This window comes from Hongsoonwoonella zoysiae (assembly GCF_013266695.1).
In the GTDB taxonomy this organism is placed as follows: domain Bacteria; phylum Pseudomonadota; class Alphaproteobacteria; order Rhizobiales; family Stappiaceae; genus Hongsoonwoonella; species Hongsoonwoonella zoysiae.
Genome location: NZ_JABRXF010000002.1, coordinates 494,971 through 507,122, shown reverse-complemented (window position 1 = coordinate 507,122; position 12,152 = coordinate 494,971). Strand labels below are relative to the sequence as shown.

Sequence of the window (12,152 nt, the reverse complement as noted above, 5' to 3'; positions counted from 1 at the left end):
TATGTCGCTGATTTCCGTCGACGAGGCCCTTGGCCGGCTGCTTTCCGACATAAAGCCGCTGGAGGGAGAAGAGGTTCCGCTTGCAGAGGCGAACGGACGGATTTTGGCGGCACCGCTTTCCGCACGACGCACGCAACCGCCTTTTCCCGCATCCGCGATGGACGGTTACGCAGTGCGTGCCGCCGATATCATGCAAGTACCGGCCGATTTGAAAATCATAGGCGAAGCGCCCGCTGGCCACGGATTTTCAGGGAGCATCGGGCCGGGTGAAACGGTTCGCATCTTCACCGGTGCGCCGGTGCCGGAAGGTGCCGATACTATCCTGATCCAGGAGAATGCCCGGCGCGACGGAAACAGGGTCACCGCGTTGGAGGCTCTCTCTCAAGGCAGTTTCGTACGCAAGGCAGGTCTCGATTTTGTCGAAGGCCAGGAACTCCTTACGGCCGGGCGGCGATTGAATTTCCGCGATATCGCTCTGGCGGCGGCAATGAACCATGCGTGCGTACCAGTGGTACGAAAGCCTCGTATCGCGATCCTTGCAACAGGCGATGAACTGGTGCTCCCGGGCCAGAATCCGGGTGCGGACCAGATAATCGCTTCGAACAGTTTCGGCGTGGCTGCATTCGTAGAGGACTGCGGTGGAATAGCTGTCGATCTTGGAATTGCCGCCGATACCGAGGAGGCTCTCGCAGAAAAAATCCGCAAAGCCGCCGACGCCAAAGTGGATATCCTGGTAACGCTCGGCGGCGCCTCGGTTGGTGACCATGACCTCGTGCAGGACGCTCTTGGTGCCGAGGGCATGGAACTTGCCTTCTGGCGTATTGCAATGCGTCCCGGCAAGCCGCTCATGGCCGGTCATATCGGCCCTATGCGCGTGCTTGGGTTACCCGGCAACCCGGTATCGAGCCTTGTCTGTTCGCTTTTGTTCCTGAAGCCCCTACTTTTTGCCATACAGGGCGCGGATATACCGTCACGAAAGCTGGAAACCGCCCGGCTCGGAACAGATCTTGGCGAAAACGACCGTCGCGAGGACTACCTCCGTGCCCGGCTTTCCCGCGACGAACATAATGACCTCGTCGCAACCGCATTTGGCCGTCAGGACTCTTCCATGCTTGCCACCATGACAGCCGCAGATGCGCTTATCGTTCGCTCCCCGTACGCACCTGCCGCCAAAAGCGGCGAAATTGTGCCGATCCTGCGCCTCGATAGCCGGTAACCCGTCCTTAACGGTTGCGGAACACAGTAGGAACAGCTAGGGTACGTTCATGATTTGTTTCAACTGAGTCTCCTGCGCTACAGCGCGAGAGACTTTGTCGGGCCGGGAAATTGCAATCGCAATCTTAAGAGGCGCCGGCAAATGAAGCGTGGGGACGGCGCAGATGCTGACGCGCAAGCAGCACGAACTTTTGATGTTCATCCACGAGCGGCTGAAGGAAACCGGTGTTCCTCCTTCTTTCGACGAAATGAAGGAAGCTTTGGACCTTCGGTCCAAATCCGGCATCCATAGGCTCATAACGGCACTTGAGGAGCGAGGCTTTATCCGCCGGCTGCCAAACCGTGCGCGCGCTTTGGAGGTGTTGAAACTCCCTGATTCCTATCAGCCTGGTCTTGCGGCTCAGCGTGGAGGCGGCTTCTCGCCTGCGGTTATCGAAGGTTCGCTGGGCAAGCCCAGGCAGCGCGAATTTATCGAGGATGAGGCCGCCGCAAGCGGCGATATCGTTTCAATCCCGGTTATGGGCCGTATTGCGGCAGGCGTTCCCATAGAAGCTATTCAAAACCATAGCTACACGGTTCCGATACCGGCCAACTTGATCGGGGGTGGAGAGCATTTTGCCCTGGAAGTGCGCGGCGATTCCATGATCGAGGCCGGAATTCTCGATGGAGATACGGTTGTCTTGCGCAAATGCGACAGCGCGGACAGCGGCGATATCGTGGTGGCCCTTGTCGATGAGGAAGAAGCAACCCTCAAGCGACTTCGCAAGAAGGGGGCATCAATTGCCCTGGAAGCCGCCAATCCCGCCTATGAGACACGTATCTTCGGCCCCGGCCGGGTTCGCATTCAGGGAAGGCTTGTTTCGCTCTTTCGCCGTTATTGAGATGATGGCGCCCATCGTCTGCGGTACTTCCTGGCCACATCGATATGCTTTATAGCGGCGCTGTCAGCGGACGAACGATCAAGCCAGATCGCGCGTGCTCCCTGCCGTTTCAAGGCATCTTTGTCGAGAACCAATACGGATTGGCAATCCGCGGGCGCAATGATCCTTGTAATTATGATATCCGAGCGTTCGCAATCCTCGGCGAACGCCCTGGCGCCTTCAACCAGCGACAGAACGAGCGGAAGATTCTTCGATGCGGCCGAAGCTTGTTCCCTGTTCGCGGGGTAAGCCCGGATGATACAGGCGTCGTCATCGCAAGCATGAAAAGATCGCCTTACCCTGTGGCTCCTCTGCTCCTCCGGTGCGATCCCTTCCATACGCAACCACGTCTCGGCTTCAAAACTATTGCGGCTGCCTAATATCCGCAAAATACCGGCACTGTTGCGGTAGGCAATCTTGTTACCCCGTTCGGATATATAGATGTCGGCCGGCTGGAATGTGGTGATTGCAATTGCAGCGAATAGAAAGGGAATGGCCGATAACCGCCTGTATTTGCGCGGGAAAAGGCAGAGCATCAGGCCTGCCGCCACAACAAACATCACACCCGTGTACGATTGCGCACCGACAATGCCCTGATGCGGCGTATTTTCCGCGCCAATCTCGGCTACAGCATAGAGGGCTTTCAGACCATACCCCATCACGGGCAGTGTCAAGGCATCCAGACCAAAGGGCATGAGCGCGAGTGAGAGGACACCGAATGGCATAATTATCAGTGAGGCGATCGGCATGGCCGCAACATTCACGAGAAGTCCGAGTGGAGCCGCCCGGTGGAAATGATAGGCACCGATGACGCCCGTCGCAGCGCCTGCGACCAGAGATGTCAGCGCCAGCGCCGCAATGGAATAAAATAGCGTTTTGAAAACCGACGCAAATATCCCGTTATTCACCCGAACGTTTTCACGCAATCTGCCTTTGCTCCTGCGCGTAACCTCTTCATAGGCTGCGATCAGAACGATGACAGCCGAAAAAGACATCTGGAAGCCGGGCGCCAACAGCGCTTCGGGAGATAACGTCAGGATGAGGAGGGCCGCCAGCGCCACACTGCGGAAGGTTATAGCGTTCCGGCCGAGCAGCCGCCCGACCAGAACAAGCGCAATCATGACGAAAGCCCTTTGCGTGGCAATCGAAGCACCAGAGAGCACAAGGTAGAATGCCGCAGCAAAAAGCGCGGCGCCGGCGCCCCATGTATCAATCGAAAATCTCAGCGTTATAGACGGAAACAAGGCAAGTACGGCACGCACGGCGAAGAAGACGGACCCGGCGAACAATGCCATGTGGAGGCCCGAGATTGCCAGGATATGCGCCAATCCCGCCGTACGCAGCGTGTCTTCGGTATTTTCATCAATCGATGATCTATCTCCTACAAGAAGCGCCACTGCCAGCGCTCCTGCACGTCCGTATCCAAGAACCGATTTTATCCGCTCCGCAAAACCTTGCCTGATGGTATCGACCCAGCGCTTGAGCCTCAGATCCCATGGCATATCGAAGGATGGGTTGACCTCCGGGGCGCCAAATGCAAACCCGGTGGCCCCGACACCCTCGTAGTACATCCGAAACGCATAGTCGTAGCCGCCCGGCACGACCGGACCCGGCAAGGGCAGCAATCGTGAACGCAAGGTAACCGCATCCCCGGTCGAAAATTCCGGGGCGTTCCCTCGCACGGAAATACGGACCTTTTCCGGCCACGCCTTCCGATCCAATCCGGAAATATCGATAACCCGGATCTGCATTCGCGTAGAAGATGGTCGGTCCTCCATGCTTTCCACAAAACCGGTCAAATTAACCGAACCTGAATGTTCAAGGATCGGAGCTTCTACCGCGGTGGTCCTCAGAAGTGCTACGCAAAGGCCGAGAACCGACGCCAAAACGAGGCCCAAGATTCGCGAATAACGGGGGCGCGAATAGGAAATGATTTGCACGCTACAAAAAAAGAATGCCAATGCCGCCACGGCATAGGGCGAGGGTTCCGCTGGCAGTTCGAAATAGAGAAAAATGCCGAACGCGTAGCAGAGCGTTACCCAGACGAGGCTTTGACCGCGATCGAATTCAACCGCGAAGGCTTTGGGCAGACCTGCAATGTATCCTCGCAATTTTTCAGCGAGAAAGCGGACTCGCCTCTCTCGTGAGTTGCCGGAATCCGGGCCGTGCTTTTCCGCACGATCCGCAATCAGGCTGGTGAGACGGCGAGATCGTTCGGTATCGAGAGAAGCGGTTGTTCTTTCGGGCGGTATTACGCCTTCCTTCTGTTCCCATCTCTTGGGCCGACAATGCGCATATGCTACATCAGCCGCCAACGGACGAACACCCCTACCGAAAGATGAGAAAGACCGCTTCTCCATGACCGAGACTGTGATCACGCGCTTCGCCCCCTCACCTACGGGATTCTTGCACATCGGCGGTGCCCGCACGGCCCTCTTCAACTGGCTCTATTCACGCGGCCGTGGCGGCAAAATGCTGCTGCGCATCGAGGATACGGACCGGGAGCGGTCTACGAAGGAAGCGGTAGACGCGATCCTCGACAGCTTGCAGTGGCTTGGCCTTGACTGGGATGGCGAGCCTCTGTCCCAGTTCGCGCGCGTCAACCGGCACCGCGAGGTGGTCCAGCAGATGATAGAAGCCGGAAAAGCCTACTACTGCTACGCCTCGCAAGAGGAACTGACGGAAATGCGCGAAAAGGCCAAGGCGGAAGGCAGGCCACCCCGCTACGACGGCCGTTGGCGCGACCGCGACCCTTCGGAAGCTCCTGCGGGAGTAAAGCCCGTTGTGCGGATCAAGGCGCCGGTCGAAGGGGAAACTGTCGTCGACGACAAGGTACAAGGCCTGATCAAGTTCCCAAACAAGGACCTCGACGATTTTGTTCTGCTCAGGTCGGACGGGACGCCGACATATATGCTGGCGGTTGTCGTCGATGATCATGACATGGGTATCACGCACATTATCCGTGGCGATGATCATCTGACGAACGCCGCGCGCCAGACATTGATATTCCAGGCAATGGACTGGGACGTCCCGGTGATGGCCCATATCCCGCTTATATACGGGCCAGACGGTGCGAAGCTTTCCAAGCGGCACGGCGCGGTAGGGGCCGAAACATACCGAGCGATGGGTTACCTGCCGGCGGCGATGAGAAATTATCTAGCACGCCTGGGCTGGAGCCACGGCGATGACGAGATTTTTTCGACAGAACAACTCATCGAATGGTTTGACATAAATGCGATCGGCCAATCGCCTTCACGCTTCGACTTCCAGAAGCTTGAAAACCTGAACGGCCACTACATGCGTTCTACGTCGGACCCAGAGTTGCTGGAGGCATTCAGGTCCTTTCTTCCCTACGTAGAAGGGGGAAGCCAGATCTTGAACTGGCTGGACCTGGATACCAATGAAGCCAAATTCCTGGCGGCCCTCCCTGGATTGAAGGAAAGGGCCAAGACCCTTGTTGAACTATTTGAAAGCGCGCGCTATTTGTGGATTCAACGGCCACTTGATCTTGATGAGAAAGCCGCAAAGCTTCTAAACGAGGATGCTCGTGGGGTACTGGCTCGCCTCCTGCCTTCGTTCGAAAGGCTCGATACCTGGAGTTCCGAAACCACGGAAGCGGCGGTAAGGACCTTTGCGGAAGCGGAAAATCTCAAGCTCGGCAAGGTTGCGCAGCCTCTTCGCGCGGCATTGACAGGAAGGTCGACTTCGCCCGGCATCTTCGATGTGTTGGACGTTTTAGGGCGCGATGAAGCGCTAGCGCGCATACGCGAACAAGCCGAGTGAATCACCGCGACGGTTCTGCATGCAACTATTTTAGGCAGACCGCGGGATGCCGCACAAAATGTGACGAATGCGCTATTCGGCCAAGCTTGCGGGAGGGCTGTAAATGGGCTACGCAGTCCGCGATCAGTCCTCCCGCCGCCGCCGGGAGCCGGATCGGGCATGACTTGGCCGAGGCGCCGGTCACCCGGGCTTCGTGGCGGATAGGCCGAACTCCAAAAGGGGGTATCCTGAATGAGCGATACTAATGCGAAGCTGACGATCGGCGACGAGTCCTGGGACCTCAACGTCCAGGAAGGATCCGTCGGGCCGAGCGTCCTCGACATCGCTGCTCTTTACAAGAACACGGGTCATTTCACCTACGATCCGGGATTCACGTCGACGGCATCCTGCGAGTCGAAGATCACCTATATTGACGGCGAGCAAGGCACCCTCCTCTATCGCGGTTATCCTATCGAGCAACTGGCGGATCACGGCGACTTTCTGGAAACCTGCTACCTGCTGCTATACGGCGAACTGCCGACGAAAGCGCAAAAGGACGACTTCGTTCATCGTGTGACCTATCACACCATGATTCATGAGCAGATGAGCCGTTTTTTCACCGGTTTCCGGCGCGATGCGCACCCGATGGCGATCATGGTCGGCACCGTGGGCGCGCTGTCGGCCTTCTACCATGACTCGACGGACATCTCCGATCCGCACCAACGCATGGTGGCAAGCCTCAGGATGATCGCGAAGATGCCGACGCTCGCCGCCATGGCGTATAAATACCACGTCGGGCAGCCATTCGTTTATCCGCGCAACGATCTCGATTATTCGTCGAACTTCCTCCACATGTGCTTCGCCGTTCCTTGTGAGGACTACAAGGTAAATCCGGTTCTAGCACGCGCCATGGACCGGATATTCATCCTCCATGCCGATCACGAGCAGAATGCTTCTACCTCCACGGTGCGCCTTGCAGGTTCCTCCGGCGCGAATCCTTTCGCCTGTATCGCTGCCGGCATCGCCTGTCTCTGGGGTCCGGCACATGGCGGTGCGAACGAAGCCGCGCTCAACATGCTGGCGGAAATCGGCTCCGTCGAAAACATTCCCGAATACGTTCGCCGCGCCAAGGACAAGGACGACCCGTTCCGCCTGATGGGCTTCGGGCACCGCGTCTACAAGAATTACGATCCTCGCGCGCGCATCATGCAGAAAACCACGCATGAGGTCCTCGCGGAACTTGGCATGCGGGACGATCCGCTGCTTGAAGTCGCCATCGAGCTGGAGAAGATTGCGCTCAACGACGAATATTTCATTGAGAAGAAGCTTTACCCGAACATCGACTTCTATTCGGGCATCACGCTTCGCGCACTCGGTTTCCCGACTACGATGTTCACTGTGCTGTTTGCACTGGCACGCACCGTCGGCTGGATCGCACAGTGGAAGGAAATGGTCGAAGATCCCTCTCAGAAGATCGGCCGCCCGCGGCAGCTCTATACGGGCTATGCCTCTCGCGATTATATGCCGATCAGCCAGAGGCGCTGAGTGTTTGCAAAACTGCGATGATTACCGAGGGGCGCCAATGGCGCCCCTTTTTGTTTCGCCGGCCATTCGCAAAGGCACGGGCAAGAGCTGACAGGCCTAAGACTTTCCCGCTCGGGCCACTTCACTCACGATCCTCGCCGCTTCGCCCGATTGGCTGAGGTTCTCCGGCAAGCGCATTTTATCTTCCATGGTCGCAAACTCACGCAGTTGTCTGGACCGGGCTTCGCTGTCATCCAGGAGCATCAGCACAGCCTGTGCCATAGATTCTGGTGACGCTTCGTCATCAAGAAATTCCGGGATAACGTTCTTTTCAAGAATGATATTTGGCAACACCATAGAATCGACCCCGGCAAACTTAATAAATCGATTCAGGTCCTTAATGCGACGGTAGAACCAGTCAAGTTTGTAGGCGACCACCATCGGTACGGAGGAAATGGCGAGCTCAAGCGAAACCGTACCAGATGCCGCGAGAGCTGCGTGCGCGCGGCGGAATGCGCGAAACTTCGCTTCCTCTCCCACCACCACCTCCATCGGAACAGGCCAGTTTGCGGTTTTCTCGCGGATATCACCCGCAAGATGCGGCACTGCGGGCAACAGCACATCCAGTTCCGGACGCTGGCGGTGGATGATCTCAAGCGCCTTGCCGAAAGGATCGAGCAACCGGCTCACCTCGCTCCGTCGGCTGCCCGGAAGAATGAGCAACGTCGGACGGTCGACCTCCCTTACATCCGGCCGCTCCCCGGAGGCGGGGCGCAAATCGTTAAGCCTTTCAATAAGCGGATGGCCAACATAAGTCGTCGGCGGACCGCCAAGGCGTTTGTGGACATCCGGCTCGAATGGCAGGACCGCCAGAAGATGGTCGACATAACGTGCCATCTTTCGAGCTCTGCCGGGTCTCCACGCCCAAACGGAGGGAGACACATAATCGACTATCGGAATTTCAGGCGCGCGTTTTCTGACGCGCTTGGCAACATTGTGGGTGAAGTCGGGGCTGTCAATGATGACAAGCACGTCCGGCCTGGCGGCAACCGCTGCATCAACCGTCTCATGAACACGGCGAATGATAGTCCTCAGGTTTTGGAGAACTGCCGTCAACCCCATTACCGCGATGTCAGACAAGGAAAAAATCGACTGAAGGCCCTCACGCGCCATTCGTTCGCCGCCAGTGCCTTCAAAAGAGATATTGTCTCCGTGGATGCGCCTCAGCGCATGCATGAGCCGCGCACCAAGTTGGTCGCCGGATTCTTCTCCTACGACGATGAAAACCTTGAATGGCCGGGGCGCATTTTCATCCGTCATGCGCAACACTTTCTCCAGCCGAGATTGGATCGAATCCAAAGATGGATATCCGCTTGCTTTGCGCAAGCTCCAGCGTGCGCTCCTTCTCGGCAATCAGCACGCGCCCGGCCTCGACGGCAATGCCGGCAAGACCCGCGTTTTGGGCGGCCTCAACAGTTTGCGGCCCGATAGCCGGAAGATCTACGCGAAGGTCCTGGCCCGGCTTGGGCCGCTTGACCAGAACGCCGGACGGCACCTTGTCCCTTACGCGTCCGATGCGTCGCAGATCCGCGCAGCGCGAAACCATAGCATCCGTACCTTCCGCCCCCTCTATCGCCACGATACGGCCACCCACCGCTATGGCCGCCTGGCCCACATCCAGATGCCCGATCGCCACAATAGCCTGTCGAGCAAGCGAAATATCCGCAGAGTTTTCGGGGGTCAGCATCGGGCCACCAATATGGCCCGAGGCCGCGAGCAGTCGCGGCGCCACTTCATGTGCGCCCACTACGCGGAAGCCCTCCTCTTCAAAAAGCCCGATAACCTTGACCAGAAGACTGTCATCGCCTCCCTTCAGCGCGCTTATGATGCGAGGAAGGCGGCGTATAGTACCCAAATCACCGGCAATGGAGCGGAAATCAGGTCGCTTCGTTATGTTACCGATCAGTACGACGTCGCGGCATCCGGCACGCTTCAACACATCGAACAGCTTGCCGATCTGCCCCCAGCCAAGTTCCGTCGGCCGGTATCGTTCAAGGGAGGCATCGGCCTCTCCCTTGATGGCAACCACCTTGACTTCGCGTCCCATCCGGCAGGCAGATTCTACGACCGCCGGCGGAATCGCCCCCCCGCCGCAAATGATCGCGACCGGAGAAGCGCTCGAACCTGCGTCGTTGCCCATCAGCCGTCCCAGTTGGTCAGTCGCGCGAATTTCCAGAACATACCGGTTCCAGGCCGCTTTATTATGACGGTATCCTTGGTGTGCAGAATTTTCGGTCTTCTTCGCTGAGGACAAATTCGACCAGTTCAGCAACCAGCGGCTGGTCAGGAAACTCGTCCCGCACCTTTTCGGTGCGCGACTTCAACGTCCCTTCAACGGATTCAAACATCGCCTTGTAAGCGTTACGCAATGCATGAATCTGATCGCGCGGAAAACCGCGACGCTTGAGGCCCACGAGATTGAGCCCCTGCAGCCTCGCACGGTTTCCAGTCACCATGCCAAATGGAATGAGGTCATTTTCAAGCCCGGCAAGGCCACCGACAAAAGCATGCGCACCAACCCTGGTGAACTGGATAACGGCGGCGCCGCCACCAAAAATCACGTTGTCCTGCACCGTGACGTGACCGGCAATCATGACGTTGTTCGACAAGATGATGTTGTTGCCGAGAGTGCTGTCATGACCGACATGCGAATTGGCGAGAAACGCGCAATTATCGCCAATCACGGTCTTGCCACCGCCGCCTTCCGTCCCGCTGTTCAGCGTAACGCCCTCACGAATAAGGCAATTTGCACCTACCTCAAGCGTCGCGTGTTCGCCGCGGTATTTGAGGTCCTGCGCCTGATGGCCAACCGAAGCGAAAGGATAGATCCGCGTATTGGCGCCGATCGTTGTATGGCCTGCGACAACCGCATGGGACTTCAGTTCCACGCCATCGCCAAGCCGCACATCCGGACCGACATGGCAAAACGGGCCAATGGCGACATCGGCACCGAGAACGGCCCCATCTTCAATGACCGCGCTTGGATGTATTTTCGTCATTCGTTTCGGTTCAATCGTCAACCAGCATTGCGCTGATTTCGGCTTCAGCCACTTTCACGCCATCGACAAGCGCGACTGCGTCGTACTTCCAGATATTGGCGCGATTGCGGATTTTGGTTACGTGGTATTCCACCCGGTCACCCGGCATGACCGGCTTTCGGAACTTCGCCCGGTCGATGGTCATGAAATAGACGAGCTTCGGAGGGTCGTCCTTCCCCCGCGCAGCTACACACATCGCTCCGGCCGTCTGCGCCATACCCTCGATCATGAGCACGCCCGGCATCACCGGCTGGTTAGGGAAGTGCCCCATGAACTGCGGTTCGTTCGCCGTAACGTTCTTGATGCCTACGCCGGACACATCTCCGTCCATATTGATAATCCGGTCGACCATCAGAAACGGATACCGGTGCGGCAGAAGTTCCAGGAGGCGCATAATGTCCGCGCTCTCCAGTGTGGTATCTTTCAAGTCGCTCATTCGTCTGTCCTTCAAGACCGCATCCCGTGCGATCCTGCCCCCACTCACGCCTTCGGTGCGGAAGCACCCCTTTCCGCAAGCTTCCGCAGCGCCGTTATTTCACGGAACCAAAGCTTTACCGGTTTCGCCGGCACACCGCCATACCGCGCACCTTGCGGGACGTCACTTTCCACCACGCTAACGGCGGCAATCTGCGCACCCATGCCGATCGTCACGTGACCGCGCACTCCGGATTGACCGCCGATTGCCACATAGTCCTCCAGGGTGCAGCTACCCGACAGGCCAACCTGGGCAACGATAACGCAATGGCGTCCGATAACGACGTTGTGGCCCACCTGAACCTGATTGTCGATCTTCGTGCCTTCTCCGATGATCGTGTCACGGTTGGCGCCCCGGTCGACCGTGGAGTTCGCACCAATCTCCACATGGTCTTGGATGATCACACGGCCTATTTGCGCAACCTTCAGATGCCCCTGCGCACCCATCGCGAACCCGAAGCCGTCCTGCCCCACCTGGACGCCCGGGTGCAGGATGACATTATTCCCGATCAGCGCATATTGAACACTAACGTTCGGACCAATATCGCAAGAACGCCCAATGCGCACCCCCGCGGCAATCACCGCATTGGCACCGATACGGCTGCCGGAGCCGATCTCTACCTCCGGGCCGATTACAGCCCCGGCTTCTACGATAACACCGTCCTCAAGTCGGGCCGTTTTATCCACATGGGCTTTGGCGGACACCGCATTGTCCCCGGTGGCACCCGCCGGCCGCAGTCCTTGCGGATATAGCCGCCCAAGAACGGCGCCCCAGCTGCGATAAGGCTCTACGACAACAATCGGCACAACCGTTGCCGGTACCTTGTCAAGGTGCTTTTTCGCGATCAGGCAAGCGGTCGCCTTCGTCGTTTCGAGATATGAGGCATATTTCGGATTATCCAGGAAGGCGAGTTGTCCATCTCTGGCATCATCCAGCGGGCCGACGCCGGTGATGGGTTTATCGCCGCCGCCGGCGGGCAATTCCCCGCTCGCCCATGCGGCGATTTCGGCGATGCTGACGGGAGTGAAATCCGGGAAAAAAACGGGATCGCTCATTTCAAACTTTCGAAAGTCGGGCGAATAGGCCGAGACGAGCCCCTTTTAACGAATGATCCGGCGAAGTGAAATCACTTCGCCGGATCATTCGTCATAAAAATTG

Annotated in this window: 10 protein-coding genes; 4 read left to right on the top strand and 6 right to left on the bottom strand. The window is 57.8% G+C overall.

Annotated features, from left to right (window positions below; genetic code table 11):
* Position 1: 1 nt before the first annotated feature.
* Together HPQ64_RS13545 and lexA are read left to right on the top strand one after the other, a co-directional pair.
* Entirely contained in the window at positions 2-1,216 is a 1,215-nt protein-coding gene (locus HPQ64_RS13545; RefSeq protein WP_172889594.1) for a molybdopterin molybdotransferase MoeA, read from the top strand.
* A gap of 163 nt (positions 1,217-1,379) precedes the next feature.
* Positions 1,380-2,096 (top strand): transcriptional repressor LexA, encoded by a 717-nt coding sequence (gene lexA / locus HPQ64_RS13540; RefSeq protein ID WP_172889018.1) that lies wholly within the window; start codon positions 1,380-1,382, stop codon positions 2,094-2,096.
* Here lexA and HPQ64_RS13535 read toward each other — a convergent pair.
* Complete coding sequence (locus HPQ64_RS13535; protein WP_172889017.1) at positions 2,090-4,450, bottom strand: ComEC/Rec2 family competence protein; 2,361 nt, start codon at positions 4,448-4,450, stop codon at positions 2,090-2,092. The genes lexA and HPQ64_RS13535 overlap by 7 nt on opposite strands.
* Before the next feature lie 43 nt (positions 4,451-4,493).
* Here HPQ64_RS13535 and gltX point away from each other — a divergent pair, with 43 nt between their 5' ends.
* Both gltX and gltA read left to right on the top strand, forming a co-directional pair.
* A complete protein-coding gene (gene gltX / locus HPQ64_RS13530) occupies positions 4,494-5,918 on the top strand; it encodes a glutamate--tRNA ligase (protein WP_172889016.1) in 1,425 nt (474 codons plus the stop codon).
* A 231-nt stretch (positions 5,919-6,149) separates the two neighbouring features.
* Positions 6,150-7,442: a citrate synthase gene (gene gltA / locus HPQ64_RS13525; RefSeq protein WP_172889015.1), complete on the top strand. Its 1,293-nt coding sequence runs from the start codon at positions 6,150-6,152 to the stop codon at positions 7,440-7,442.
* A 96-nt stretch (positions 7,443-7,538) separates the two neighbouring features.
* On the opposite strand, the gene lpxB is transcribed toward gltA, so the two are convergent.
* The 5 genes from lpxB to lpxD all read right to left on the bottom strand — a co-directional run bounded on the left by lpxB (position 7,539) and on the right by lpxD (position 12,049).
* Entirely contained in the window at positions 7,539-8,741 is a 1,203-nt protein-coding gene (lpxB, locus tag HPQ64_RS13520; RefSeq protein ID WP_172889014.1) for a lipid-A-disaccharide synthase, read from the bottom strand.
* Complete coding sequence (locus HPQ64_RS13515; RefSeq protein ID WP_172889013.1) at positions 8,731-9,621, bottom strand: LpxI family protein; 891 nt, start codon at positions 9,619-9,621, stop codon at positions 8,731-8,733. Before HPQ64_RS13515 ends, lpxB begins: the two co-directional genes overlap by 11 nt.
* A gap of 61 nt (positions 9,622-9,682) precedes the next feature.
* Positions 9,683-10,480, bottom strand: coding sequence for an acyl-ACP--UDP-N-acetylglucosamine O-acyltransferase (lpxA, locus tag HPQ64_RS13510; RefSeq protein WP_172889012.1), 798 nt, complete (start codon positions 10,478-10,480; stop codon positions 9,683-9,685).
* Between the two features lie 10 nt (positions 10,481-10,490).
* Positions 10,491-10,955, bottom strand: a complete 465-nt coding sequence (fabZ, locus tag HPQ64_RS13505) for a 3-hydroxyacyl-ACP dehydratase FabZ (protein ID WP_172889011.1) — start codon at positions 10,953-10,955, stop codon at positions 10,491-10,493.
* A gap of 44 nt (positions 10,956-10,999) precedes the next feature.
* Positions 11,000-12,049, bottom strand: a complete 1,050-nt coding sequence (gene lpxD, locus HPQ64_RS13500) for a UDP-3-O-(3-hydroxymyristoyl)glucosamine N-acyltransferase (protein WP_172889010.1) — start codon at positions 12,047-12,049, stop codon at positions 11,000-11,002.
* Positions 12,050-12,152: the final 103 nt, after the last annotated feature.

Excerpts from the sequence above, each read along its gene's own strand:
- HPQ64_RS13545 (WP_172889594.1), top strand. The coding sequence starts at position 2 with ATGTCGCTGATTTCCGTCGACGAGGCCCTTGGCCGGCTGCTTTCCGAC.
- lexA (WP_172889018.1), top strand. The coding sequence starts at position 1,380 with ATGCTGACGCGCAAGCAGCACGAACTTTTGATGTTCATCCACGAGCGG.
- gltX (WP_172889016.1), top strand. The coding sequence starts at position 4,494 with ATGACCGAGACTGTGATCACGCGCTTCGCCCCCTCACCTACGGGATTC.
- gltA (WP_172889015.1), top strand. The coding sequence starts at position 6,150 with ATGAGCGATACTAATGCGAAGCTGACGATCGGCGACGAGTCCTGGGAC.
- lpxB (WP_172889014.1), bottom strand. The coding sequence starts at position 8,741 with ATGACGGATGAAAATGCGCCCCGGCCATTCAAGGTTTTCATCGTCGTA.
- HPQ64_RS13515 (WP_172889013.1), bottom strand. The coding sequence starts at position 9,621 with ATGGGCAACGACGCAGGTTCGAGCGCTTCTCCGGTCGCGATCATTTGC.
- lpxA (WP_172889012.1), bottom strand. The coding sequence starts at position 10,480 with ATGACGAAAATACATCCAAGCGCGGTCATTGAAGATGGGGCCGTTCTC.
- fabZ (WP_172889011.1), bottom strand. The coding sequence starts at position 10,955 with ATGAGCGACTTGAAAGATACCACACTGGAGAGCGCGGACATTATGCGC.
- lpxD (WP_172889010.1), bottom strand. The coding sequence starts at position 12,049 with ATGAGCGATCCCGTTTTTTTCCCGGATTTCACTCCCGTCAGCATCGCC.